General features: G+C 38.6%; 29 protein-coding genes and 1 pseudogene. 15 read left to right on the top strand and 15 right to left on the bottom strand.

The genetic code is table 11. From position 1 onward, the window contains the following. Positions 1-10: 10 nt before the first annotated feature. Entirely contained in the window at positions 11-937 is a 927-nt protein-coding gene (locus KFZ58_RS17740) for an AEC family transporter (protein ID WP_235792605.1), read from the bottom strand. Between the two features lie 176 nt (positions 938-1,113). On the opposite strand from KFZ58_RS17740, the gene KFZ58_RS17735 reads away from it, so the two are divergent. The 4 genes from KFZ58_RS17735 to KFZ58_RS17720 all read left to right on the top strand — a co-directional run bounded on the left by KFZ58_RS17735 (position 1,114) and on the right by KFZ58_RS17720 (position 3,207). Beyond that, positions 1,114-1,446, top strand: coding sequence for a DUF378 domain-containing protein (locus KFZ58_RS17735; RefSeq protein WP_235792604.1), 333 nt, complete (start codon positions 1,114-1,116; stop codon positions 1,444-1,446). Positions 1,447-1,520: 74 nt separating this feature from the next. Continuing rightward, positions 1,521-1,694 (top strand): asparagine synthase, encoded by a 174-nt coding sequence (locus KFZ58_RS17730; protein ID WP_235792603.1) that lies wholly within the window; start codon positions 1,521-1,523, stop codon positions 1,692-1,694. A gap of 245 nt (positions 1,695-1,939) precedes the next feature. Next, positions 1,940-2,560 (top strand): NAD(P)-dependent oxidoreductase, encoded by a 621-nt coding sequence (locus KFZ58_RS17725; protein ID WP_235792602.1) that lies wholly within the window; start codon positions 1,940-1,942, stop codon positions 2,558-2,560. Positions 2,561-2,808: 248 nt separating this feature from the next. Further along, positions 2,809-3,207 carry a TIGR02328 family protein gene (locus KFZ58_RS17720; protein WP_235792601.1) on the top strand — a complete coding sequence of 133 codons (399 nt, stop codon included), beginning with the start codon at positions 2,809-2,811 and terminating at the stop codon, positions 3,205-3,207. 166 nt (positions 3,208-3,373) lie between these two features. Here KFZ58_RS17720 and KFZ58_RS17715 read toward each other — a convergent pair whose 3' ends face one another. Together KFZ58_RS17715 and KFZ58_RS17710 are read right to left on the bottom strand one after the other, a co-directional pair. Next, a complete protein-coding gene (locus KFZ58_RS17715; protein WP_235792600.1) occupies positions 3,374-3,964 on the bottom strand; it encodes a TetR/AcrR family transcriptional regulator in 591 nt (196 codons plus the stop codon). 302 nt (positions 3,965-4,266) lie between these two features. After that, positions 4,267-5,190, bottom strand: a complete 924-nt coding sequence (locus KFZ58_RS17710; protein ID WP_235792599.1) for a MerR family transcriptional regulator — start codon at positions 5,188-5,190, stop codon at positions 4,267-4,269. 196 nt (positions 5,191-5,386) lie between these two features. Between KFZ58_RS17710 and KFZ58_RS17705 the strand changes: the two genes are divergently transcribed. The 5 genes from KFZ58_RS17705 to KFZ58_RS17685 all read left to right on the top strand — a co-directional run bounded on the left by KFZ58_RS17705 (position 5,387) and on the right by KFZ58_RS17685 (position 11,002). Beyond that, on the top strand, positions 5,387-6,919 hold the full coding sequence (locus KFZ58_RS17705; RefSeq protein WP_235792598.1) for a phytoene desaturase family protein: 1,533 nt from the start codon (positions 5,387-5,389) through the stop codon (positions 6,917-6,919). 2 nt (positions 6,920-6,921) lie between these two features. Continuing rightward, positions 6,922-7,779 carry a phytoene/squalene synthase family protein gene (locus KFZ58_RS17700; protein ID WP_235792597.1) on the top strand — a complete coding sequence of 286 codons (858 nt, stop codon included), beginning with the start codon at positions 6,922-6,924 and terminating at the stop codon, positions 7,777-7,779. A 26-nt stretch (positions 7,780-7,805) separates the two neighbouring features. Next, on the top strand, positions 7,806-9,314 hold the full coding sequence (locus KFZ58_RS17695) for a phytoene desaturase family protein (protein ID WP_235792596.1): 1,509 nt from the start codon (positions 7,806-7,808) through the stop codon (positions 9,312-9,314). A gap of 66 nt (positions 9,315-9,380) precedes the next feature. Further along, positions 9,381-10,508: a glycosyltransferase family 2 protein gene (locus KFZ58_RS17690; protein ID WP_235792595.1), complete on the top strand. Its 1,128-nt coding sequence runs from the start codon at positions 9,381-9,383 to the stop codon at positions 10,506-10,508. A gap of 14 nt (positions 10,509-10,522) precedes the next feature. Continuing rightward, the gene (locus KFZ58_RS17685) at positions 10,523-11,002 is read left to right on the top strand and encodes a glycosyl-4,4'-diaponeurosporenoate acyltransferase CrtO family protein (RefSeq protein WP_235792594.1); all 480 of its coding nucleotides are present in this window, start codon (positions 10,523-10,525) and stop codon (positions 11,000-11,002) included. A 104-nt stretch (positions 11,003-11,106) separates the two neighbouring features. Here KFZ58_RS17685 and KFZ58_RS17680 read toward each other — a convergent pair whose 3' ends face one another. Further along, positions 11,107-11,574: a hypothetical protein gene (locus tag KFZ58_RS17680; protein ID WP_235792593.1), complete on the bottom strand. Its 468-nt coding sequence runs from the start codon at positions 11,572-11,574 to the stop codon at positions 11,107-11,109. 20 nt (positions 11,575-11,594) lie between these two features. Further along, positions 11,595-12,608: pseudogene (locus tag KFZ58_RS19450) on the bottom strand (DUF3231 family protein). A gap of 197 nt (positions 12,609-12,805) precedes the next feature. On the opposite strand from KFZ58_RS19450, the gene KFZ58_RS17665 reads away from it, so the two are divergent. Further along, positions 12,806-13,660, top strand: a complete 855-nt coding sequence (locus tag KFZ58_RS17665; protein ID WP_235792592.1) for a formate/nitrite transporter family protein — start codon at positions 12,806-12,808, stop codon at positions 13,658-13,660. Between the two features lie 36 nt (positions 13,661-13,696). On the opposite strand, the gene KFZ58_RS17660 is transcribed toward KFZ58_RS17665, so the two are convergent. The 6 genes from KFZ58_RS17660 to KFZ58_RS17635 form a co-directional block, all read right to left on the bottom strand. Further along, positions 13,697-14,248, bottom strand: a complete 552-nt coding sequence (locus tag KFZ58_RS17660) for a DUF3169 family protein (protein WP_502654447.1) — start codon at positions 14,246-14,248, stop codon at positions 13,697-13,699. A gap of 118 nt (positions 14,249-14,366) precedes the next feature. After that, the gene (locus KFZ58_RS17655; RefSeq protein ID WP_235792590.1) at positions 14,367-14,570 is read right to left on the bottom strand and encodes a helix-turn-helix transcriptional regulator; all 204 of its coding nucleotides are present in this window, start codon (positions 14,568-14,570) and stop codon (positions 14,367-14,369) included. A gap of 373 nt (positions 14,571-14,943) precedes the next feature. Continuing rightward, positions 14,944-16,176 (bottom strand): FMN-binding glutamate synthase family protein, encoded by a 1,233-nt coding sequence (locus KFZ58_RS17650; protein ID WP_235792589.1) that lies wholly within the window; start codon positions 16,174-16,176, stop codon positions 14,944-14,946. Positions 16,177-16,348: 172 nt separating this feature from the next. Further along, a complete protein-coding gene (locus KFZ58_RS17645) occupies positions 16,349-16,831 on the bottom strand; it encodes a hypothetical protein (RefSeq protein ID WP_235792588.1) in 483 nt (160 codons plus the stop codon). A gap of 19 nt (positions 16,832-16,850) precedes the next feature. Further along, positions 16,851-17,621, bottom strand: coding sequence for a hypothetical protein (locus tag KFZ58_RS17640; protein ID WP_235792587.1), 771 nt, complete (start codon positions 17,619-17,621; stop codon positions 16,851-16,853). A gap of 229 nt (positions 17,622-17,850) precedes the next feature. Continuing rightward, complete coding sequence (locus tag KFZ58_RS17635; RefSeq protein WP_235792586.1) at positions 17,851-18,855, bottom strand: DUF3231 family protein; 1,005 nt, start codon at positions 18,853-18,855, stop codon at positions 17,851-17,853. Positions 18,856-19,083: 228 nt separating this feature from the next. Between KFZ58_RS17635 and KFZ58_RS17630 the strand changes: the two genes are divergently transcribed. Beyond that, positions 19,084-19,236: a hypothetical protein gene (locus KFZ58_RS17630; RefSeq protein ID WP_235792585.1), complete on the top strand. Its 153-nt coding sequence runs from the start codon at positions 19,084-19,086 to the stop codon at positions 19,234-19,236. Positions 19,237-19,260: 24 nt separating this feature from the next. Here the strand turns inward: KFZ58_RS17630 and KFZ58_RS17625 are convergent, their stop codons facing one another. Beyond that, positions 19,261-20,280 carry a DUF3231 family protein gene (locus tag KFZ58_RS17625; protein WP_235792584.1) on the bottom strand — a complete coding sequence of 340 codons (1,020 nt, stop codon included), beginning with the start codon at positions 20,278-20,280 and terminating at the stop codon, positions 19,261-19,263. A 152-nt stretch (positions 20,281-20,432) separates the two neighbouring features. Between KFZ58_RS17625 and KFZ58_RS17620 the strand changes: the two genes are divergently transcribed. Then, the gene (locus KFZ58_RS17620; RefSeq protein ID WP_235792583.1) at positions 20,433-20,927 is read left to right on the top strand and encodes a CBO0543 family protein; all 495 of its coding nucleotides are present in this window, start codon (positions 20,433-20,435) and stop codon (positions 20,925-20,927) included. Positions 20,928-21,051: 124 nt separating this feature from the next. Next, positions 21,052-21,231, top strand: coding sequence for a hypothetical protein (locus tag KFZ58_RS17615; RefSeq protein ID WP_235792582.1), 180 nt, complete (start codon positions 21,052-21,054; stop codon positions 21,229-21,231). 203 nt (positions 21,232-21,434) lie between these two features. Here the strand turns inward: KFZ58_RS17615 and KFZ58_RS17610 are convergent, their stop codons facing one another. Next, positions 21,435-21,683: a sporulation histidine kinase inhibitor Sda gene (locus tag KFZ58_RS17610; RefSeq protein ID WP_235792581.1), complete on the bottom strand. Its 249-nt coding sequence runs from the start codon at positions 21,681-21,683 to the stop codon at positions 21,435-21,437. A 267-nt stretch (positions 21,684-21,950) separates the two neighbouring features. On the opposite strand from KFZ58_RS17610, the gene KFZ58_RS17605 reads away from it, so the two are divergent. Both KFZ58_RS17605 and KFZ58_RS17600 read left to right on the top strand, forming a co-directional pair. Then, positions 21,951-22,739 (top strand): hypothetical protein, encoded by a 789-nt coding sequence (locus KFZ58_RS17605; protein ID WP_235792580.1) that lies wholly within the window; start codon positions 21,951-21,953, stop codon positions 22,737-22,739. A gap of 5 nt (positions 22,740-22,744) precedes the next feature. Beyond that, positions 22,745-23,203, top strand: coding sequence for a hypothetical protein (locus KFZ58_RS17600; protein WP_235794775.1), 459 nt, complete (start codon positions 22,745-22,747; stop codon positions 23,201-23,203). 84 nt (positions 23,204-23,287) lie between these two features. On the opposite strand, the gene KFZ58_RS17595 is transcribed toward KFZ58_RS17600, so the two are convergent. Beyond that, a complete protein-coding gene (locus tag KFZ58_RS17595) occupies positions 23,288-23,902 on the bottom strand; it encodes a methyltransferase domain-containing protein (RefSeq protein WP_370642336.1) in 615 nt (204 codons plus the stop codon). Positions 23,903-23,907: 5 nt separating this feature from the next. Further along, on the bottom strand, positions 23,908-24,066 hold the full coding sequence (locus KFZ58_RS19420; RefSeq protein WP_370642335.1) for a hypothetical protein: 159 nt from the start codon (positions 24,064-24,066) through the stop codon (positions 23,908-23,910). Positions 24,067-24,223 lie beyond the last annotated feature (157 nt).

Below are 24,223 nucleotides of genomic sequence, written 5' to 3'. Positions count from 1 at the left end.
TATTCGAACGTCAATATAAGAGATGTAAAATAAAGTAAAGCAAAGGGATGCTAAAAGCACATAACAGACTGGATACTAATACGCCCAAGGAGGCAAAAAGGGTATCTCCTCCGAATTTCTGCGCATAAAGCGACATTGTTGGAGCTGATGGCATTCCTGCAACAAGAAAGGCAACCGCAAATAGGCTAAATGGTATAGAGAATGCAGCAAAGGGAAGTAGTAATAGCGGGATAAAGAGCAGCTTTGCTATGGCGGATTTCCATAAGTATTTATTTTTTAATAAGAATGGGATGTCTTTGTATGTTACATTTGCGACCAAACTGCCAATTAAAATCATGGACAGGGGAATCGTCATTTTTCCAACACTCTCCAGGGTATTTGCAAGCATCACGGGCAAACTTATGGGGAGAAGGAAAAAGATCAATCCAATCGTTGTGGAAAGAACTCCTGGATTTAGGAAGATTTTTTTCCATTCAATTGCAACTGTATCCCTAGTAAATAAGTAAATGCCATAGGTCCATATGAGAATAAAATATACGATATTAAACATCGTTAAATAAACGATTCCCTGTTCCCCGAAAATGGAAAAAATGACAGCATAGCCAATATATCCCTGATTGCCAAAGATAATAAGACCTTCATAAACGCTTTTCTTATCTTTTGAAAGCTGTGATCGCTTTCGCATCCAAATAGCTAAAAATATGGAGAGGAGAAGGATATAGGCAGACATCAACACCAGCCATAAAAAGTCTTTTAATAAGTCAATGGAAAATGTAATATTCAAGGAAAATAAAATGAGAGCGGGTAATGTAATATATAAAATTAGCTGTGTCAGTACATAATTTGTCTCTTCATTAAGTATTTTTGTCTTTCTTACCGCAAACCCCACCATCGCAATAAGGTAGAGCTGGAGCATCTCCTGTATAAAGCCCTCCATCATATAACCTCCCAACTATCGGTTAGTATATGTGCAAATGCCGCGTAAAGTTCTTTCGCCCATGCTTCCCAAAAAAATTGTATGAAATGGACAGTAACACAAATAATAAGCGCATGCCCTTTTAATTTTCTTGCGGAGTTATTGCGGAGGGCAGTAATACTAAGGAGGTGTAACCCTTGAGAACAGTTCAACGTATTGCGTTAGCGTTAGTAATAATCGGTGGTATTAATTGGGGACTGATTGGATTATTTCAATGGGATTTAGTCGCATCGCTGTTTGGTGGACAAGAAGCAGCATTGTCAAGAGTAGTATATACACTTGTTGGAATTAGTGCCTTGTTCTGCCTGACATTATTGTTTGAGCCAATGGATGAAACGGAACATGGTGGTAACCGTCGGGGAAGAGAATCTAGGAATGTAAATTATGGTACTGAATTTAGTGATGAAACAGACGCATCTAATTTAAACGATTCTTCCAGAGACTTTCCTGAAAAGGATAAAAATTTATAAATGACGGATTGTATATTTGTAAGTAAATGGAATACTGGTGTATAATCAATAAAATGTTGTGGAGGGAAATTACGATGAATATTCGTGAAGGCATGATTCCAACTGCATTAGGTACTGTCGTAACCGCTACAGGCTATGGATTAAAACAAAATCCTGGTTCCAATAAAATGGTTGCAAACACCGTATTTGGCTTCGGATTAGCACACGTCGTATTAGGTACAATTGACCTCGTTCAACATCGCAGTTAAAAGTAAATGAGGTTGTGGCAAAATCTCACTGCCTCATGAGTTTGGAAATAGGAACCCGGGTGGACTCAGCACCCGGGTTATTTTGCTGATTTCAGCTGTTTGTTATAAAGGTGTTTCCAAGAGTGGTGCCCATTTAAAGGAATATGATAAAATGATACTGTGTAAGGGTTCATGTTCTTATATTGAAAAAATTAGTCGAATAAAAAACACAATATTCCATTGATTTAGTTGAAGGAGAAATAAAAATGAAAATATTGATTCTAGGTGCAACTGGAAGAGTAGGAAAAGCTATTTTGCTTCAAGCTCTGTCTGATCAACACGATGTTAAGGCTTTTGTACGCTCCCCTGAAAAAGTAGATGTGACCAGTAAGTATTTAACGGTTTTTCAGGGTAATGTTTTGTATAAGAAGGACCTGTCAGAAGCAATGATTGATGTAGATGTTGTGATTAGTGCACTTAATACGGATAAAAGTGACACCCTGTCACGAAGCATGCCCTTTATTATCCAAGAAATGGAGAAAATGCGCGTTCGTAAAATCATCACGGTTGGTACTGCGGGGATCTTAAATAGTCGCGCAGATTCAGGGGTTTATCGATTTCAGTCGAAGGAGTCCAAGCGAAGATCAACGACTGCGGCAGAAGATCATCTCGCTGCTTATCGCCTCTTAAAGCGATCAAGCCTTGATTGGACCATTGTCTGTCCTCCTGCTTTGTTTGGTGGGAAAGCAGAAGGAACTTATCGTGTTATGAAAGATTTTTTACCGGAAAACGGTAAACGAATAACCACGGGGGATACTGCAGACTTCACCTATTCACTAGTGGACAAGGCGGATTTTATTCAAACACGTGTAGGTATTGCCAATTAATTCTTTCAATAAAAGTATTTCAAGAAGTAAAGCAACGTTATTAATGTTTTTCTAATGATGTATTATTATTTTGTAGAAATTGAGGGTAAGATGAATCAATATCATGTAGGACAAACCATACAAAAACGATGCTGTTCTTCTTTGATGCCAATGCATGAAATGTGGGTTGGATGATCACGAGCTTATACCATAGTAAGTTCATGACGCCTTTGGTTTAAGATTTAAGCTTTATTGGAGGTTGAAAAGAGATGAGGTTATGGCATGAATCATTGATCCCAATACTACCACGTCAACAATTACTGGGACAGCACCGGGAATGCTGTGCATTGAGAGGGAATGGCTGGGGAAAGAAGCATGCCACTGTCCAGTATGTGTTTCGCTATAGCCCCGAAAGGCTTTTTCTATATCATGAGAAGGTCATGCACGAAATGAAAAAAAGAGGCTATCAGAATGATTCTTTATGGGAGAACCCATTCTATCGAGGTAAACAATGTCCCCCGCACGATCCTAAAGGGTTTTATGAAAGGACTTCGTTCGCAAAAGAAGGAGAATCAATTTATCCTGAACATGATCAAGCTTATTTAGAGAAATGTCTTGAGAATTTACGTGAAAAGGGAATTCTGCTGTCATGGACTGATCCCATTTAGAAAAAAGCTGTCAGAAAAAGTATGCGACAGCTTTTTAATCCTTTTAGGCAAGAAGACTCCATCTGATTTGTGATTCGGGCGTAAATTTAACAATTCAGTTAGAGATGAATTATTTCTTCCCGAGCTTGATAGACATACGCAAATACCGTAGCTTCCCCGCCACTCATCAAGGTGCTTTTGTCCCGTGCAAAATCAAATCCACAAGTAATGTATATTGGCCCGCTAAAGACTGAGGTTTATTTTCCCAAGTAGACATGGTTTGCCCCATTGTTAGCAAGCAAAAACGAGCTGCTTCTTCTGGAGATATGTTCTCTCTTAGTGTTCCATCCTCTTTCATGTCTTCAAAAAGGTTGACGAAAGGATTTAGATAGGTCTGTTTCCATAGATAATAAATATGTCGACGATTATCTTCTTTAAACTCAACTAAAATATCATGAACCATCATCATAATACTTGTAGGGTGTTCCTTTGACAGGACCTCCAGCATGGCTTCTAAGCGTTGAGCAACTGTATCTTTAGGTACAGACTCTAATTGTGCCTGAATTATTGCTACAAACCTTTCGAGCATGGCAATATATAACGTCTCTTTGTCTGCAAAATGGTAGTAAAGCGCAGGTTGAGTTATATTGCATTCTTTTGCAATTTCTCTAGTAGTTACTGCACGATAACCTTTCTCCATAAATAACCTCTGAGCGGTTGTTAGGATCAGTTCTCTTTTCAATGTCAGTTGTTCTTTCCTGGATCTGCCTTTTTTCATGCAAATATACTCCTTTTTGGTATACGTTACGGTTAATCTCTCTCCTCTATTTTATATCATACATACGTTAGAGTTGGTAAGGAATGCTATTACAATTCCAGCGTAACTGTATGAATATACTTTTTCTAACAAAATGTTGAATTTATTTGTCTGGAATTAAGGCAATTAATAAAAATACCATAAGTAGAATTCACTTATCACTTGATAAGTGAATTCTACTTATGGTATAAATGAATTGTTAAAAATAAAGAATTTATAAATGGAATGGGAACCTAAAGAGGGATTTATAATACCCCCCGAGTCTATTTATACATCTTACCGGGGTTTACATTCTTCATATCATCTAACGTGTTCGTTATCTGGATGTTATAGAGCTCGCTCGTAGCTGCATGAGCGATCGATCCTTTACCTCCCAGATAAAAATATATCTCGTTCTGCTGACCAGCAAATTGATCCAACTCTTCAAGTAAGTAGGGGTGTTCATCAAAAGGAGTTGTTGTAGTTGCTGAAAGCAGTACAATTTCAGGTTGCAGGTGATGAATGAGAGCTTGAATCGAATTCTTTGCTGGTGATGTGCCAACCAACGTCGTTTTCCATCCTCTCATCATTAGCTTAAGTAAGATAATATGAACGGGTATTTCATGTTGTTCTCCTGGCAGACAGGCCCCTAATGCCATTGGTGCATGATCGGCATATTGAAAATTTCTGCGTATCTGTATAAGAAAGTCCCTGACTACAAGACTAACCACCGACTCTTGATATGCATCCCATTCACCAATTTCCCAACGATCACCGACTATTTTTAAGAAAGGGGTGACGACTTTTTCCAGAAAGGCGTCTAATCCATAGTAATGATAAGCCTGCTGCAATATATGATTTAAATGAATTTCATTACAGGAATCCCCGTATTCCAGCAACCTTAAGACAAAATCATCAACGTCTTTTAGCATTTGTTTCCGAACTATTTCTGCTTCTTGCTTTTGATCATTTTGAGCAAATTGAACGGCGCTTTTCGTTGAATATCCTTGACTGCGGTAATGCTTTATTTTAAACAGCATATTTAGATCATCGTCACCATATAAACGATAGCCGTTCTTGAGGCGAACTGGTTTAATAACTCCATACCTGTTTTCCCATTTCCGAATAAGTTGTTTCGACAATCCAGTAATAGAAGCAATCTCTTTGACATAGTACTTTCCATTGTTTAATACCATCTTATCACCCAATGCTGTTTGATACTCTACCTAAGTATATCGTCTCTATGGACTTTGTACAATGTTTATCTAGCTAAGGGTATACAATGTATTAAAATGTTTTTTGTTTTTAAAATCGGAATTTGGGTATATAATAATGCATATATTGTATAATGTTTTCTATAACATTGTACAGAAATAATATTTGGAATCTGAGGGGGTAGAGTGAATGAAGAAAAAAGTAATCGTAATTGGTGCTGGTGTAGCTGGATTAGCAAGTGCGATCCGTCTGCAGCATGCAGGATATCAAGTTGAATTATATGAGAAAGAAGCGATTTCCGGTGGAAAAATGCACAAAATTGAAAAGGATGGTTACCAGTTTGATCTTGGTCCGAGCATTGTAATGATGCCTGAATTATATCAGGAAATTTTTAAATTGGCAGGTAGAGATCCGGATGATTATATACCTATGGAAAAGTTAGACCCGATGTACTCGGTGTTCTTCGGCAAAAAAGAAACAGATGCATATGAGATTTCCTCTGATTTGGTTCAGCTTACAAAAACTTTGGAAGAAATTAGCGAAGAAGACGCAGCTGGTTTTTTAACCTATTTGCAAAAAATATATGAGCGTTTCTTAGTGGCGAAGAATCATTTTATACAAAGACCATTTCGACATGCATCTGATTTTTATAATCCTTCTACGATTCGACAAGGATTAAAGCTGAAAACATTTGGAAGTGCTGATCGTTTTATTGGAAAACATATAAAAAATCAACGGCTAAAACAAATGATTAGCTTTCAAACGTTATACATAGGCATATCACCATTAAGCGGTCCTTCCCTATATACGATTATTCCTATGATTGAGTTATTGTACGGTGTTTGGTTTATTAAAGGTGGTATGTACACCATGGCTAAGGCGATGGAAAGGCTGTTTATCGAATTAGGTGGCACTATCTATTATAATGCGTCGGTTGACCAAATTATAATAGAAAACAAGCAGGCAAAAGGAATCAGCGTCGATAATGAAAGGGTGTATGCAGATTATGTCATGTGCAATGCAGATTTTCCTTATGCGATGAAGCATTTAGTTCAAGCGGAAGAAGCAAAAGGAAAGTATACAGACAAAAAAATAGATAACATGAAATACTCGTGTTCCTGTTTCATTATGTATCTGGGAATGAACAGAAAATACGATGACGTAAAGAATGTTCATAACTTTGTGTTTAGTGATGATTTGGAAGATAACTTGAAAGGAGTATTCGATGGGGAGCGATTAGAAGATCCTTCCTTCTATGTTTATATTGGTTCAAAAATGGACCCCTCTTTAGCGCCTGAAGGGAAGGACGGATTATATATATTGGTGCCTGTTTCTGATTTATCTACATCTAATTATTCCTGGAATAACGAAACGATAAATTATTATCGGGGGCTCGTGTTAAATAGATTAAAAGATATTGATGGTTTTGAAAATATTGAAGATGATATTGCAACTGAAACCTATATGACACCAGAAGATTTTGCGGCTAAGTTTCATGCATATAATGGTGCTTGCTTTGGCTTACGTCCAACATTAACGCAAAGTAACCATCTACGTCCACAAAGTAAAGCGAAAAAGTGTGATAATTTATACTTCACTGGAAGCAGCACGCATCCTGGAGCAGGCGTACCCATTGTATTATTGTCAGCTAAAATTGCCACGGAAGAGCTGATTTTGGATGACCAGAAAGAGATGGGATCTGAATCTAAATTAGGAGGTTAATTATGCGAAGTGTTAATCAACTGGAACAGGACTATTACTATTGTAAAAAGATTATTCAGAGGAACTCGAAAAGCTTTTATTATGCATTCAGTCAACTTCCTAAAGAGAAGGCAAATGCAGTATTCGCCATTTATGCTTTCTGTAGATTAGCAGATGATAGTGTTGATGAAGCTCGGACTACAGAGGAACAAGTGGAAAGGCTGGATCGTTTAGAACTGGAGTTATCACGATTTGAAAAAGGAGTCCTGGTTGATCACCCCATTTGGCGTGCATTACATGATGTGTTTACACGGTACGATATGAATATTTCTCATTTTTACGATCAATTGAAGGGGCAGCGAATGGATCTCTACTTTTCTTATCCGAAGACGATGGAGCAGGTAGAGGAGTACAGTTATTATGTGGCAGGTTCTGTTGGTCTAATGCTACTGCAGATTATTGCTGCAAGAGCGAATAAAGATTTAACGAACCAGGCGATTCGTTTAGGGATTGCTATGCAAATCACAAATATATTGCGAGATATCGGAGAAGATTATCAAGCGAATGGAAGAATATATATACCCGAACAGGAAATGCTGACGGTATCCTACACGGAAACAGATCTTGCTAATGCTGTCATCAATGATTCTTTTATTTATATATGGGAGAAAATGGCCCATCACGCCGAAAAGTTTTATGATGACTTTTTAGATCATCTACAATATTTTGATCAAGACAGTAGAGTGCCAGTTGCGATATCAGCAAAGGTCTATCGAAGGATTTTGACGGCTGTTCGGGAAAATAATTATGATTGTTTCAAAACACGGAATGCAGTACCTCGTGTAGAAATGGAAAAAATCTATCAAACCATACAAGTGTAACAACCTATTTTGGGGGAGGAATTACGATGCATCTCAAACCATCTGCTGTTGTAATAGGTGGTGGGCTAGGAGGGCTTTCTGCAGCCATTTCACTAGCACAAGCTGGACATGAAGTATCTCTTTATGAAAAGAATGATCATGTAGGTGGAAAGGTGAATCGCTTGGAACAGGATGGTTTTGGCTTTGATCTGGGGCCTTCGATTTTAACGATGCCACATATATTTGAACGGCTTTTTTGTAATAGTGGCAGGAAAATGGAAGACTATATTCCCATACAACGCCTGTCACATGAATGGCGTTCCTTTTTTACCGATGGATCCACGGTTGATTTGTATAGCGACCTTGAAAAAATGTTTCAAGTAAACGAGCAAATAAGTAAAAAAGACATTATCGAATACAGAAATCTTTTAAACTATGCCCAACAATTATACGATATCACAGAAGCTGGCTATTTCGAACAAGGAATAGATTCAACAAAGGAGATTGTTAAGTACCATGGTGTCTTGAATTCGTTAAAGGGGTTTGATCTTTTTTTAACCATGTATGGGGCTATTGAAAAGCGGATTAGTAACCCCAAGTTACGGATAATGTTATCGTACTTTATTAAATATGTTGGGTCATCTCCGTATGATGCTCCGGCTATTTTGAATATGTTAATTTATATACAGCATAAACAAGGTCTATGGTATGTACCTGGAGGGATGCATCAAATTGCTGAAGGGATGGCCAAACTTGCAATGGAATTGGGTGTAAACATCTATTGTAATCAAGAAGTGAAGAAGTTAATAAAAAATGAGAAAAAACAGATTGTAGCTGCAGAATTAGTTGATGGTACAAGGGTTCGAGGGGATTATTTTATCTCCAATATGGAAGTCATACCAGCGTACCGGAAACTGCTGAAGGAAGATGAGGCATTTATCTCAAAATTAGAGGATAAGTATGAACCTTCCAGTTCAGGACTTGTCTTGCATTTAGGGGTAAACAAGACATATTCACAATTAGCCCATCACAACTTTTTCTTTTCGGATAATTTATATGAACAAATGGATAAAATATTTCATCAACATCAGTTGCCTGACGACCCGACGATCTATTTAGTTAATGTAAATAAAACAGATCCAAAACAGGCACCTCATGGTCATGAAAACATAAAAATTTTACCACATATCCCTTATATTCAAGATCAACCATTTACCAATCAGGACTATGCTCAATTTAGGGAGCGCGTGCTGGTTAAACTTGAAAAAATGGGCTTAGATGGGTTAAGAGAACATATCGTTACCGAAGATATGTGGACACCACATGATATAGAACGTGTATATGGCTCTTACCGAGGGTCCATTTATGGTACATTGGCTCATAAAACACAGAACCGGGGATTCAAACACCCAAAACACAGTGAACGCTACGAAAATTTATATTTTGTAGGTGGTACAGTTAATCCGGGTGGTGGGATGCCTATGGTTACACTAAGTGGGCAGCAAGTTCGAGACAAGATTAACAAAAGAGAAAAGCATCACCGTGATAACAAATAGTTCGTTTGACGATCGGTGTTATCTGTCATTCCATTGGGAGTGTAAAAATTTGTTAGGAGGACACGTATGCTTACATGGTTATTGACGATTAGTGTCATTATAATTGTTATTGGATGGTTAAGCGGTTATTTAATGTTGTGGAAAGTTCCGCATTTAGGGGGTAAATCAACGAATGTATCAGCCGACTCGTTTGTTTCTGTTATCGTGCCCGCTCGTAATGAGCAAGCAAGGTTAAAGCCCTTGCTGGACTCTATTGTAAAGCAAAACTGGAGAAATTATGAGATTATTGTTGTTGATGATGATTCAACAGACGAAACGGTATTGGTTGCGGACGCTTATGACGCTGTCACAATTATTGAAAATAGAACATTAGAAGAGGGATGGATAGGTAAATTAGCTGCATGCTGGAGCGGGGCAAAAATGGCGCGTGGCAATTATTTATTATTTTTAGATGCTGATACACGCTTTAAGAAGGAAGATAGTTTACATCGCTTAATTGCAGCATATCAAGATGTTGGGGGCCGGGGGATACTTTCGCTTCAACCTTACCATACTATTAAACACAGCTATGAAAATCTTTCTTCTATATTTAATATTATTGTAATGGCTGGTATGAATGTTTTTACCCCTTTAGGTAATAAATTGAAAAGCGCTGGTTCGTTTGGTCCTTGTATTTTAACTTCAAAAGAAGATTATTTTGCTGCTGGAGGTCATGAAAAGATTCGCGGGGCAGTAATGGATGATTTTGCGCTCGGTGAAGCAATGGAGAAAATGGGATTGCCTGTTCGTTGTTATGGCGGCCGTGGCCTAATTGATTTTCAAATGTATCCAGAGGGGATTAGGCAATTAGTGGAAGGGTGGACGAAGAACTTCGCCACTGCTTCTCAATCCACTCATCCGCTGGTAATGACACTTATTATTTGTTGGATAAGTGGTGGATTTGTAGCGATACCGCTTCTAATTACAGTGATCATCACTGATTCTTTGTTTTGGTCGATCATTGGAATGATTGGTTATTTGGGTTATATGATACAGTTTTTCCTTTTAGCTCGAAGAACAGGTAATTTTCATTTCATTCCTTTTCTCGTATTTCCATTTCTGCTACTATTTTTTACAATCCTTTTCGCCTGGTCATTCTTTTTAACAAATGTACGACATTCGGTCCGGTGGCGCGATCGTAATATTAAGGTATAGGTGAGGGTAGCGGTATGCAGATTATCGAATTATCCAATACATGGACGGTCATTATTGATATTATCGTTTGGGGATTTTTTCATCTTGGCATATCATGGTTAACGTTAAAAATGCCTATTCGCTGGTTTGAAAAAAATTCTTTCCTATATTCTATACAAGCCTGGGAACAAGGGGGGCAATTCTGGCAAAAGCATTTTCGGGTGAAAAAATGGAAATCAGTTGTTCCCGATGGTGCAAAGTTGTTCAAACAAGGCTTTGAGAAGCGTGAACTTTCTAAGAAAGACAGGTCTTTTCTAGTAACATTTATACTTGAATCCCGTAGAGCTGAATTGACCCATTGGCTTTGTATTCCGCCAGCAATTTTGTTTTTTCTATGGAATCCACCATGGGCAGGCTGGATTATGATTGCTTATGCCGTCCTTGTTAATGTACCTATTATTATACTTCAACGGTACAACCGGGCACGTTTAGAAAGGGTAGTTAAAATGATGTAGATGATATATTAGCGATGTGGAAGTCAAAAAGGGTAAATAATGAACCATATAGGAACCCGGGTGGACCTCACCACTCGGGTTATTTACGAACGAAGAAAAAGCAATCACGATAGAGTCAGCTTTTTTCTTAGAATTCCTTGTAATAAAAATCCTATAAGCAATCCTGGAATGATGCTTATTATGGGAAACCAGACAGGCCCGATCAACACTCCAAATAACGTCAACGTAGACGAGTAGATTACCCCTACAGTCATAAAATAGGCTGAAAATACAAACGGTAAAAAGGCGTACGGTTTCCTTCCTCCACCTGCATCTTTAAAAGCATCCCATATTGCAAAAAAGTATAGACAAGGATAAAACATAACCCATTGATAGTTAGCCTGTTCAATTGCTATTTCAATGTTCCCTAAAAAACTGGAAATAATAATGAGGTTTATACTTCCTTGGACATTGACCAAAAACTCCAGAAAAATCAATAGAAATCCTTTCAGATATTTCCCATTTAACAATTGCCCAAAGCCCGATAAAGCAATATTCCATAAAAGCTTTTCGATTGCGTTTTTATTTGCCATATAATTTCGCCTGAACCACCTTAATCCCATTGGCCTTTTGCTAAATCTTTACGATTGGTCGCCATAGGAGGCTTTTCTAACCATTTATTTTCAATCATGATATTAGCCCCGTCCTCTGAAAGCTTCTGTATCTCAAGGGATAATCTGTTATACATGGCACCCAAATCCATTCTCGGGCTTTGAGCAATACCTGTACCATAATAGCCAACACTTAACGTGATCAAAGAACTTGTATAATACATCATTAATTTATCTGAAAATGTATATGTTGTACTAGTTGTTACATCTGTATCCCATGTCATAGGTACGGGCAGATCGCTTTCCTTTAATTTATCACTAAATAATGTAATATGCTTTTTACCGACTTCTATACATCTTAGAATGAATTTTGTAACTTCCTTTGATTGGGCAACTTGACTAAAACCAGTTAAAACAGCTGTCCCGAAAGCATTTCTTTGGATGTTATCAAAAAGCACAGCCACTTCCGTACCGATTAAAGGTCTTTTCTTACCTAAAATGTCCCAAATAAAGCCTTGTTTTTTGACAAAGTCAACTTCATCGAGAGTGGGCAGAGATGGTGGTCTGAGATATAACCCCTTTGATAATAATAAATCCTTTGACATCTCGTACAATTCCATCGTCTCTGATAGACATTCTTTATAGTGTGCGGTAACCTCTGTTCTTACAGCAAAGGACAAGCTAGCTGCATATGCTGTAAGTCCTATCCCGGCCATTTGCTGTATAAACGATAATGCAAAGCTATCAGCATATAATCTCGGCGCAGTTAAATTGACATCATCCTCCACTTAAAGCCATGAGGGACTTTATGCTTTTCCTCTGTAAATGCCATCTACTTTTTGTACATGTACCTGGGATAATTTCAAAGCATGTTCAATGATAGGTTTTATTTCCGTATCCTCGACATGCTCCAGGAAATAGCTTAGCGCACATACACTTGCACTATCTTCCATATATTGAGAAACAAGCTGTGATAATTCTGCTGATGTCAGCCTTATTTGTTTTTCCTGTTCCAAGTAAAAACCTCCATTTTATAAACTTCTTGCTGGTTATTCTTTGTAATGAAATGTAAAATATGTAGGGTTAAATACTTTCCTGCCATTGTTTTCATTGGAATGTGAAAAATAAATATACTATAATAGCGCGCGAAGTATGAATTAAAAACGATATTACTTTATCGTCAATACTAGCGTAAACAAATAGGAGGGATCTGATGGCAGATAATAAAACCCGGGAATTTTCCAACCAATCCAATAGTACCCCAAAGGAACCTAAAAGACAGTATTTTCTTCCGTCACAGGTTATGGAGTCGTTCGGTGAGAAAGGGAAAGAACACCTTGACAAAAATATGCCATCCCAGTTCACTCTATCTTTAACAGCCGGATCATTCATGACCTTTGGGGCTGTTTTTTCCGTGTTGCTTGCCATTGGCATTGATGCTAAAGGACTGACTTATCTGTTGGAGGGAATTGGTTTTACAACAGGTTATCTTATGGTATTTATATCAGGAGCAGTTTTGTTTACCGAAGTGAATGTGCTTTTGCCAACCTATTATTTACAAAAGTCCTATTGGAAGAAACACAAATACGTCAAATTCTGGTCTGCAACCTATATCGGCAACATTGTAGGTGCACTGTTTGTTGCTTTATTAATAATCGGTTCAAATTCTATGACACCTGAGTTCACCAAAGAGCTTGAAACACTTCTGGGAAATAAAATGAAATTTGCCGAGAATGGCTGGATCGGCTGGTTTCAAGTAGTTTTATCGGGTATCATCGCTAATTGGCTCATCGGCATGGCTGCTTTTCTAACAACAGCAGCCAGAGATATGGTCGGCAAAATATTGGGAACAGCCTTACCTGTCATCCTTTTTGTGGCAGGTAACTTTCAGCACAGCGCAGCAAATATGGGCTATTTCAGCCTCGGTCTCTTCACATCCGATAACTATGCATGGTATGAATATTTATGGTTTAATCTGATCCCTGCAAGTATCGGTAATATCATCGGCGGAGCTATTTTCATCTCCTTACTCTTTTCTTATGCATTTCGGAAAGAGATTCGAAGTTAAAAGAGGAAGCGTGGAGAACGTCCCTGTGCTTCCTTTCTATTTATTCCGCACCACTAGCTGATATTTTACATTAACGACTAGCAATACAATTGCCATAAGGATAATCGAAAAAATCTCTGAATCGTTTGTAGTAATGGAGTAGGTTACAGAGAATGCAATAGCAAAGAAAAGGGAAAAGTTTAATAAGCTTTGTGATTTAAATAATCCATCCAAAATGACATATTTTTCACCATCATCTGCAACATCAAGTACCGATTCAGCATCCGGTTTAGAAGTACTTGGTGTAACTGTACGCTCTGGATATACGAGTTGCGCAAAATGCGACATGTAATTCCCTAAGAAAAAAGTAATGATGAGTACGATGACTGATACAATAATCATTATCACATTTTGAGTGACAATAAGACTTAAACTAAGCGCAAGAATGGAAAAAACGAAACTGACATGGGTACATAAAGCATAATCGGAAAACATCTTATACTTTCTATTCTCAACGCCATCTTCTTCCTCACCGCTAAAATTTTGCTTGTTTAGTGATTTAATCTGTTGATACCGAAAAATACTCATTGCTATTAGGATAATTGAGATTGCAATTAGGCTGATGACAGCTATCTCTCCTGCATAATGGAGATGAAAAACTCATCAATCCATACACAGTAAAAAATCCAACACATGCGCTAAAAAGTTGACGTAATATTGATTTCATTTATAACTCCTCCTCCTCAAAGCTAAATACATTTTCAACAGGCTCATTAAAAATATGTGCAATACGCACGGCAATTAATAGGGAGGGCATATACTCCCCACGTTCGATTAAACTTATTGTTTGTCTGGATATCCTTGCGTGTTTCGCTAGCTGTGTTTGGTTATAGCCATCACGTGCCCGAAGCTCCTTTAAGCGACTTTTCAAAGACCATCACCTGCAATTCTTTCAATCTAATAATGGTAGCATATATGATAATAATCAATTTGACAATAATAATTGTCAAAAATAGAATAATTATTGTCAAATTGAAGGGAATATGTGGACGGTTTTGTTCCATAAGAAAGCAGGATAATCGGTCCCATGATATCAGACGCCAAGACGGGAGAGAGCCACTTCAAACGGGAGAGGATACAAAAGAAACGGGAGACACAGACAGGAAATCGGGAGAGAGCCACTTCAAACCGGGAGAGGATACAGCAGAAACGGGAGGCACAGACGGGAAATCGGGAGAGAGCAACCCCAAACCGGGAGACAGCACCTCGCCAGGGTATACACATCAATGCCCCCACGAGAAGGCTTACGATATGTCATCCTCATTCCTCTCATACCCAAGTGGCACGTTTGTGATCTTGCTAGTTAACTCATCGAGCGCGACTAGATCTTGAGAGTTCACTTCTTGGATAGAGTGTTTACCCAACGCGTGAATCGCCGCTTCCATTTCTTGATTGCATGATTTTATAAAGTTTTCTAGATAGTAACTGGCTTTTTCTTCATCAAACTTTTTCGCCCTCTCTTTTCCATAGAAAACAAGTGATGTAGGAGCATCCCAGGGCAATGATTTGGTGACTTGATCATGGGACATCGCCCAGATCAATGCGGTTCCCATAAAGACGGCATCTGCACCTAATGCTATGGCTTTTAAACATTCCCCAGGTGTATTCAAGCCTCCGCCAACAAGCAGGCTGATTTTACTTTTGACGCCTTTCTCTCGTAAATATTTTGCAGCACGGGCGAGGGCGTATATCGTTGGTAGGCCAAAATCGTCTTCGAAAATCGGTGCGTCCCCTTTCGTGCCGGCTTGACCGCCGTCTATAGCGATAAAATCGACTCCAGCAACTATCGCAATTTTTAAATCCGCTTCCAATTCACCGCCTGCTACCATTTTTACACCAATGGGAACTCCATTCGTCTCCGCTCGAAGCCTATCCACCATATTTTTTAGGCCATCCGGTTCCTTGAGCTCTTCAAACGGGGGGATCTCTAGCGTTTCCCCGGGGGATAGATGAAATATTTCCTGTATGTCGCCGGGCAAGTCTTTAGGGGGAATGCTGGATGTAGAAGCAGCTGAAGCCCCTTGGCCGGCATGAATTTCAATCGCATCGGCTTGGCTGAGAATTTCCGGGGACTTCGACCAGTTCCCGGGTGCGTACTGCAAGATGAAATGTTCCGCTAGCTCTCTTTCTTCCGGAAAGTATGCGCCTTCTCCCGAATTGGTAGCGGTTCCTGTCGCGGCCGTGGCCTTTGCAATTGCTCTTTTTACCTTTCCGCTGAGTGCAATTCCATACGCCATCCCGCCAGCCATCAGCGGGATATCAATGACGAGCGGTTGCTTTGCATTAGGGCCAATCGTAGTCTTCATATTTATAGGTTCACTAGCGCTTGCGGGTGGCTTTGATAGCTGAGCAGGTGAAAAAACAAGCCCGTCAAAGTGATGGAAATTACGAGGACTGCCAAAGGGGCGGTTGATAATTGTTCCTGAAGTGGACCGCAGACTGTTTTCCATAATGGTATTTGGACTCACCCGTGTCATGCCGGAGATCAACTCCCACAGGTTTTCTTCATATTTTTTAGACATGAATCGTTTCATCAGTCGACCGAATATCCATTTGATGAGAGGTCTGGCAAAAATGACAATATATAAGACACTGAGGATAAGGGATAAGCTCACTACGACTAGCGCATTCATGAGAAATAGAATCCAATCAATCGTGATCATTGCTACTGCCCTCCGTTTGATTTTTATAGGTTGCGACCCCGGCTGGAGACCATTTCCAAATGACTCCTTTTACTTGATGAGCCTGGTCTTTATTCGAACAATGAACCAGGAGAAACACTTCCGTTAATGTATCATTTTGTTTATGTATTCCTTTTTTTCTCGTTCTTTTGATTCTGAGCAGATCGATCACACCGCCGATGAGCACTCCTATGCCTAATCCGATGAGCCCCCAAAGAATAGGTCCCCATTGTAAAACAAATCCGTAAATCGTACCGAATAGCATGATGATCGTCCCCAGTATGGGCATAATTTCAAATGACCTCTGATGGTAACTTGTTTGTGTTTCTTGTTCCACTGTTTTCGCCAATGGGAGAGCGAGGATATTTTTTCTGCTGATGTCGAGATATTCCAATTCTGCGATGACCCTCTCCAAATTTTTGTTTAGCTTAAAAGAAGCAACGACATACATGGTGTTCCCTCCCTTTCCATTAAATTGGCATTTGAAAATGATGGTGTTGATATGTTTTTTCCAAGTAGCGCTGTTGATACTGTTTGTATAATTTGTTGTACTCTACCGTTTTTACATATGCATCATAAGCCATAAATCCATAAATCGAAGGGAGGTTCAATAACCATTGAGGATTCGCTACGTTTCGGGCTGATTCAAAGTCTAAGGTCATCGTATAATGGACGGCTGGAAGCAGCTCAGAATTATACATGATAAGAACGAGTAAAGGAACCACTAGATAGACAAGAATCCTGTTTATATAGATATGGCCAAGTCCCGGAGCCAATAGCGACCAAAAAACGGCGACATATGGTTTTTTCTCTTCCATTCTGTTAAAACCAAATAATGGCACGTTGTTGGAATATATTTCAAAACCTTTTTGGCGGGCAATCAGATAATCTTCATTCAGCTGTTTAGCCCGTTGATAGCTGTTCCAGATTGCAAAGATATAAGGGGGGACGTATGCTAACAGCCAGGTTGTATCGATCGATAGCATCGCTTGTTCGAATTCACCGACAAACGAATAATAGATGGCTGCATTTAAACCGCTAAGTGCATTAATCACAGCTTCATGAATCAGAAGAATAAATCCGATGAAATAATTGCCCAGGATCAAATGTCCGAAACCGGGAAAGGAGGCAGACCACCACGCGATCACTGCGGGTTTCCTTATGTCGATATTGTTGATCATGGACGGACTGACGGAGGCGATGATGCTGCGGTAATCTTCTGTAGATTTAGTAGGTTGCATTGATGGCACCACCTTTTATGAATGTCCGGATAGAATCACTCGGCTATAATACCCAAGCTCATTGGTCGGGTCAGTAAGTATCACTTGTAAGCGTTATTGTCCCACTACGTCGAAGCTTGTATACAGGCTTCTGATGAAAAAGTTGTTTACTCTGATAAAGGTTCTTTATTATAGTAGGTTGAAGGGTAGCAATTAAAAACATCTCCTATAAATAGAAGATGTTCACTAGCTATTTGTCTTTCGCAATTTCTTTCCTATTCGGGGCAAGTGGTGGTTGTTCAAGCCATTTATTCGTTGTCATTAAATTGAACCATTCTTTTGTAACCGTCATGTTTTTTAATATGATTTTTTCATAAGTCATTACGAGGTCTTTTCGCATAGATGATGCAAGTCCTGATCCGTGATAAGCCTGTGCGGTCTGCAATAAAAAACCAATGTGAAATAACATTAACTTATCTGAAAAAGGGGAATTCCGGGATGTTGTGACTTCAGATTCCCAAGACATAGGAACAGGTAAGTTATCTTTTTTAAGTATTTGAGACAATGATTGAATTTGCTTGTCTGCGGTATTCTGTGCGGATTTCAAAAATTTCCGTACCTCTTTTGATTGTGTCACTTGGCTAAACCCAATGGAAAGAGACTTCTCCAGTACTTTCTTTTTGATATTAAACGAAAGACTAATGATTTCGGTGGCTGCTATTGGGCGTTGATCTCCAAAAAATCCATCTAAAAACTGTGAGCCCGAAATAAATTCAGGATGTCCCTCTGGATAAAAGTATGGGTCCCTTTGGTAATGTCCCTTTTCAAGCAATAATTCAATTGTTTGATGGTACATTCTCTTCCCATCATTATCACAGGAATCATAAAAGTCTCTTAAATCCTTTCGTAAAGCAGCACCGAACGATGTGGTATGCCCTAATAACCCGTGGGAGGTTATTATATGCAAATAGTGCAGGCAGAATATGTCCGTGAATAACCTTTTTGCACCCTTATTAAGGTCTGATTCCGTAAACCCGATTGGAACCGGGAACCCTTCATTCTCAAGAAATGTTGTGATTTGATTCTTTTGTTTATCATATGTCTGTATAGCATCCTCGAAAAGGGCTCTTATCTCTTCGTCCTCTACAATGGATAACATATACTTGTTTACAATATCAGTTGACGTTCCATTCACATACTCCATCCGCAATGTCCCGATTTCAGAAGACGTAAGTTTTAAATCTTCTTCATCCATATAATCACCTCATCTTAATAATCCCCAGGTTATAACAAAGTATAATTGCCTATTTTTAGGAAGTATGGATATGATTCTTTTGCATCATGTGGGAGCAGGAGAATCGCTCATGTACTTCCCAAGGTCCCATTTTTCAAAATGGATTATTATGGTAAAATTTTGATTGAGTAGTTGGAATCTATACTTACATAGTCAGAATTAAACGTTAATCACGAATTGGGGGGACATATGAATCAAAAGAAAAACTACCAGGCCCGATATAACGCTTTATCTAAGGAATTTGAGGAGGGATTGAGAAGACCACTTACAGCTAAAGAGAAAAATTTTCTTAAATGGTTAGTGACAAAAGAAAGAGCAGAACATGAATCTTATTACAAATGATTATAAGAAAAAAGCCGATTGCGATCAGCTTTTTTCTTTATTCTTAGCTAACTTTTTTCGATCTTTCGTGCCTGGCGGTTGTTCTAACCAGTTGTGCTTAATCATAATATCGGCCCCGCTTTTTGCCAATTTGGAAACCTCAAGCGATAAGCGTTGATAATTGATCATCAAATCACTTCGTTGACTAGCAGCTCCGGCAGTCGCATAGTTCCCTATGCCTGCGGACATCAACAAGGTCATAAGAAACATCATCAATTTATCCGAAAATGTTGGTGTTGTCGATTCACTTATAGCTACATCAGTCACGTCCGGGGTCTGAATATCATTTTCCATTAGCGTATCCGTGAAAATTTTAATATGTTTATTTGAGACTTCGTTTCCTCGAAGCATAAAATCCTGTATCTCTTTTAAGGGAGAAGTTTGAGCAAAGGTAAGGCACATTTTCGTTCCTATTGAATTTGTCATTATATTTAAATATAGGTGAGAGATTTCAACTGCATTTAGTGGTCGCTTGTCACTAAATGGATTTAAGCCACTTAAATATTTTTTATTGTCCACGTTATCTGTTTCTTTAGGGACTTCAATATATGGATGTCTTGCATTTACGCCTTTACGAAGGGCGATTTCAAGCGACTGATTATAGAGATTGGTAACTTCATTTACACCCTGCGAAAAATAATCACGTATATCTTCCCTGTAACTAATAGCTAAAAAACCACCGTATTCTAGTAAGCCCACCCTTGCCATGTGATTCACATAGGTTAAACAAAATACGTCCGTAAAAAGCCATGGAGCATTCATATTTACATCTTGTTCCGTAAATCCGTTTGGAATGGCATAATTTTCATTTTTGAATATGGACTCTAATGTTTCCAGATGACTGGAGGAAAGATCATATGCATATTGAACAACAGGTTTTATTTCCGGATCATCAATATGTTTCAGCATAAAGCTTAAGATAATCGTAGACATACTATCATGCATATATCCTGTCCAGAGGGCACCAATCTCAGAAGATGTTAGAGGTATATTCTGTTCCATCATTAAATACTCCTTTCTTTAAAGTTTAGATTGGGTTTAGTATGTACAAACAATCGCGTTGTATGTAAATAACCTCCAATTCAAACACATAGATGAATAATTCTTTTTTCGTGAAGCATCCTATGGGTACGAAGAAAGGGTGAAAGGGTGTTTTTGTGAAAGGGAATAAGGTCGAGAAAATCATGTTGCGCGGATCGATGATTTTCTCATTAATCAGTTTACTAATTTTATTGTCAAGAAAAAGACGGTCAATAAAAGATTGGTTACTGGCTTATTTATTTAATGGAATTTCCAATGGAATAATTGATAATGTGCTTGCATCGTATAAAGTACTTCAATATCCTGTTCGTTACGTTCCAAAAGTATTTAAGTCAAATGTGCTATTTGACTTTCTTGTATACCCTACATTTACCGTTTTTTTCAACCAATGGACGGATAAAGATAAGCCAAAGACGATCCTTTTGAAATTGCTTGTCTTTACAGTCCCAACGACTTTCCTTGAATATTTAATAGAAAAGAAAACTAATTTACTCAAATGGAATAAATGGTGGAAGTGGTACCATACGATGGCATTTACTACCTTTAAGTCTCTAGGGACAAAAGGTGTAGTAGAGCTTGTGAAAAAAGTAAGTAATAGACAGAATAGCTAATTAATGGGCATTTTCATTTTAGGATAATGCCCTCCCCCCTTATGCCTCAATTTTGAAAAGTTTATGATTGCATAATTATGAAATAATGTTAAGATTGGACAAAGAGAGGGGGGCGTAGATTCCAATGCCCTATAAATTAATTAAGTTAATTTCTAATAATACAAAGCCGTCTCAAGTACTTCAGCATTCAGGTACTAACAGCGATAAAACATTTGATACTTTCGCAGAAGCTAACGCAATGAGTGATGAGTTAAATACCATTACTGTTGATAGTGTCCAATGGGAAGTCCTATCTGTAGAATAATAAAGCCTAGTCATCTGAGAGAATGTAAATTATTTTATTATCAGTCGATTTAAAAAAGCCTAATTTCTCATCTAGAGGGAAATTAGGCTTTTTTATATTATCTATCTATAACAAAGCGCGTTGCTTCATTTCCTTTTTTAACAGCTCTCCGAAAGAAGTCTCCCACCTCAAGGAATGTGGAGGGCGATGACTCTGTACTTTTATTATGCATTAAACACCTGCACAGAGCAACGGACTAGGGTATCATCCGAGGGTGTGATAACCAAACCAACGTAGTCAATGAAGACTAAGGCTAGACAACTAAAGGCTTTTTTTAAGCCCCCCACTTCAATCGGACTGAAAGGTCGATAAGTGGTGGGTAGTTGACTTAGCTCAATAAAATCTGGAGCTAAATGTAATGCCTTTGCTTGATGATAGGCTTCAACTAGCAAGGCATTAGATAAGTTATTCATCCTGCACCTAATTTCCTAGATTAGACTTTTTTTCATTTTAACCCCAAGCAAGCCCCTTGACTACCTATTTTAGTAATTCCTTTTCATCGTTTGTTAATTTTTGATTTCGTCTGTTTTCAAACGCACTAAGATGCAAAAAAACCGGTCCCCGCGCTTTCCTTCCCTGAACTCTATTAACTTCCATTCACTAGATAGATGGCAAATATAGTATAAAACGCCCATAAAAAGGAAATCCTAGTAAAAGTAGAAAAATGGGAGGGCTATTAAATGGATAATTACGTACCTGATAATACAGCTAGACGCTATACTGCATATGTCAGTGTGCTTGGTACCACGTATATTCATTTAAGAAGCCCCTCTATTGTTGCATGGTGGAGTGCGGCTTATCCCGGGTTTGGTCACCTACTTTTATCGAAATACATTCGCGGGTTTGTTTTATTTATTTGGGAAGTTATTGTTAATTTGGCAGCGAACGTTAATCAAGCAATTATATATACATGGCAGGGTAACTTTGATATGGCTACTAATGTACTAGATACTAGATGGCTTTTAGTCTATTTGCCCGTGTACTTTTTTGGAATTTGGGATAGTCATCGAACAACAGTAGATATGAACAAAATCTATCTATTGGCCGACCTTGAAGAACATCGCTTCAATATATTTAGCATGGGAACACTGGAAATTAATTACTTAGATAAAAGAAGCCCCATGATGGCAGCATTTTGGTCAGCAGTTGCACCAGGGCTGGGCCAACTCTATATACACAGAATCATTACATCATTTTTTGTTATTACCTGGGTTGTTATCTTCTTTTATTTATCAAATTTCCTTGAAGCTGCCCAGCTTTTGGTTGTTGGAGATGTTGGTCAGGCAACTTCCGTTTTGAGTGGAGAACATCTGCTCATGTTGCCTTCCATTTATGGATTTTCCATTTATGATGCTTATGTGAATACCGTGGAAAACAATAAAATTTTTGAGAAAGAACAACGGCGTTTTTTAAAGGAAAATTACCAGCATCCCGATTTTCAACTTCTAAAAGGGCGAAAAGTGAAGTGATAAACATGCAGTTATACTCCATATTTGATAATAATATTTATTTAGAGCTGGCTATTGCCACACTGGAAAAAAGGGGTGTTAAAAAAGAAAGCATCTTTGCGGTGCCCCTTGATAATCGAATGGAAGAGCGCAGGTTGTTTGATAGCCTTCATACTTCTGATGGTACATCACTGATTGATATAGGGACAGCACTTGCTACGGCCTTTGCTGTTGCCGGAACCAGCATCGGCTTTGAATTGGCTTGGGGTCCTATTTATTGGGGGTTAATCTTCGCTTTGATTGGATTTGTTTTAGGAGTCGCAATCAGACTGTTAACGGAGAAAGTTTTTAAGAAGCGAAAAAGACTTTTAAAAGGAAAACATCCGGAGGTCATTCTTATTGTTGATTGTGAGGAAGAGCGGGCTGAGTTAGTAGAAAATATTTTGTGGGAGCATCTGGCTTTGGGTGTGGCGAAGGTTAAGTAGGAGATTGATAGGGATGATCTCGAAAAACATTTAAGCAAAAGTTTTTAGATTTCAAGCTGAATGTGTCTGGTGATAGAAGAAATTCTAGCACTTCAAAGCCTTCCATATCGTCCAGCGGTCTTTTTCAACAATAGTAGTTTCCCCGTTCAGCTCAACGTCAATAAAATCAATAAGCTGTTCTAATTCTATATCGTCTAATTCATGCAGGATGGATCGTCCGTGTCTTGAACGTATGTCTGCCAGCAATTCTTCTTTGGAGGGATATGTTTTTCTGATCTCCCATCGTTTTACTTCCTGAATGTCAGTGAACCCAGCCTCTTTTAACTCCCTTACAACAATGTCACTTGGATATCTTCTTTTCACTTCGAGCTCAGCTAAGTGAGGGAATTGGGAAAAGAAATACCCTCTAATGTGATCATAGCTTCCTTCTAGCAGGCAGTCAGAGGGGGCCCTATCTTGGATAAGGATGGTTCCCTGATTTCTTAATATCCGGAATGCCTCTGCAAAACACGAAGGTAAATCTTCCAAATGATGAATGAGTGCACGCTCCAATAGGAAATCAAATGAGCTATTCTTTAATGTTGTATCGTACGCAGTGCCAACTTGAAAATTTATTTGTTTGTAATCGCTTGAACTGGCCCTGGCCTCCTCAATCATCGCTCTTGAAAAATCAACACCAGTCACAGCAGCAACTCCCATATCAGCTAAGGCTCTTGAATAGATACCCCTCCACAACCTACATCCACTGCATCATGAATATCCTGCATATCGACCATCTTTCTGATCGTATCACGCCAACTAATATCTGCCTTTCGGGTGGAGTAACTGTCTTTGTTATCTGGATTATGGAAATTGATCGTCAATGTAATCAGCTCCTTTCGCCACCTACTTGGTAACTGCTTTTAGTTTACATGAAATTTTTCGATAATAATAATGTCGGTTTATAATCATGAGTGATAGTTAATACTTATTGATTTATGCGCCTTCAAAAATTTGCCTTTCTGAAGGGATTGTAAAGGC

Origin of the sequence: Virgibacillus sp. NKC19-16 (genome assembly GCF_021560035.1) — a bacterium.
Lineage (GTDB): Bacteria > Bacillota > Bacilli > Bacillales > Amphibacillaceae > Virgibacillus_L > Virgibacillus_L salidurans.
This window is presented reverse-complemented; position numbering and strand designations above follow the sequence as displayed.

Bases quoted from the DNA above. Each gene is read 5' to 3' on its own strand.
- KFZ58_RS17740 (WP_235792605.1), bottom strand. From the start codon at position 937: ATGGAGGGCTTTATACAGGAGATGCTCCAGCTCTACCTTATTGCGATG.
- KFZ58_RS17730 (WP_235792603.1), top strand. From the start codon at position 1,521: ATGAATATTCGTGAAGGCATGATTCCAACTGCATTAGGTACTGTCGTA.
- KFZ58_RS17725 (WP_235792602.1), top strand. From the start codon at position 1,940: ATGAAAATATTGATTCTAGGTGCAACTGGAAGAGTAGGAAAAGCTATT.
- KFZ58_RS17720 (WP_235792601.1), top strand. From the start codon at position 2,809: ATGAGGTTATGGCATGAATCATTGATCCCAATACTACCACGTCAACAA.
- KFZ58_RS17715 (WP_235792600.1), bottom strand. From the start codon at position 3,964: ATGAAAAAAGGCAGATCCAGGAAAGAACAACTGACATTGAAAAGAGAA.
- KFZ58_RS17705 (WP_235792598.1), top strand. From the start codon at position 5,387: ATGAAGAAAAAAGTAATCGTAATTGGTGCTGGTGTAGCTGGATTAGCA.
- KFZ58_RS17700 (WP_235792597.1), top strand. From the start codon at position 6,922: ATGCGAAGTGTTAATCAACTGGAACAGGACTATTACTATTGTAAAAAG.
- KFZ58_RS17695 (WP_235792596.1), top strand. From the start codon at position 7,806: ATGCATCTCAAACCATCTGCTGTTGTAATAGGTGGTGGGCTAGGAGGG.
- KFZ58_RS17690 (WP_235792595.1), top strand. From the start codon at position 9,381: ATGCTTACATGGTTATTGACGATTAGTGTCATTATAATTGTTATTGGA.
- KFZ58_RS17685 (WP_235792594.1), top strand. From the start codon at position 10,523: ATGCAGATTATCGAATTATCCAATACATGGACGGTCATTATTGATATT.
- KFZ58_RS17680 (WP_235792593.1), bottom strand. From the start codon at position 11,574: ATGGCAAATAAAAACGCAATCGAAAAGCTTTTATGGAATATTGCTTTA.
- KFZ58_RS17665 (WP_235792592.1), top strand. From the start codon at position 12,806: ATGGCAGATAATAAAACCCGGGAATTTTCCAACCAATCCAATAGTACC.
- KFZ58_RS17650 (WP_235792589.1), bottom strand. From the start codon at position 16,176: ATGACACGGGTGAGTCCAAATACCATTATGGAAAACAGTCTGCGGTCC.
- KFZ58_RS17645 (WP_235792588.1), bottom strand. From the start codon at position 16,831: ATGTATGTCGTTGCTTCTTTTAAGCTAAACAAAAATTTGGAGAGGGTC.
- KFZ58_RS17640 (WP_235792587.1), bottom strand. From the start codon at position 17,621: ATGCAACCTACTAAATCTACAGAAGATTACCGCAGCATCATCGCCTCC.
- KFZ58_RS17635 (WP_235792586.1), bottom strand. From the start codon at position 18,855: ATGGATGAAGAAGATTTAAAACTTACGTCTTCTGAAATCGGGACATTG.
- KFZ58_RS17630 (WP_235792585.1), top strand. From the start codon at position 19,084: ATGAATCAAAAGAAAAACTACCAGGCCCGATATAACGCTTTATCTAAG.
- KFZ58_RS17625 (WP_235792584.1), bottom strand. From the start codon at position 20,280: ATGATGGAACAGAATATACCTCTAACATCTTCTGAGATTGGTGCCCTC.
- KFZ58_RS17615 (WP_235792582.1), top strand. From the start codon at position 21,052: ATGCCCTATAAATTAATTAAGTTAATTTCTAATAATACAAAGCCGTCT.
- KFZ58_RS17610 (WP_235792581.1), bottom strand. From the start codon at position 21,683: ATGAATAACTTATCTAATGCCTTGCTAGTTGAAGCCTATCATCAAGCA.
- KFZ58_RS17605 (WP_235792580.1), top strand. From the start codon at position 21,951: ATGGATAATTACGTACCTGATAATACAGCTAGACGCTATACTGCATAT.
- KFZ58_RS17600 (WP_235794775.1), top strand. From the start codon at position 22,745: ATGCAGTTATACTCCATATTTGATAATAATATTTATTTAGAGCTGGCT.
- KFZ58_RS17595 (WP_370642336.1), bottom strand. From the start codon at position 23,902: ATGGGAGTTGCTGCTGTGACTGGTGTTGATTTTTCAAGAGCGATGATT.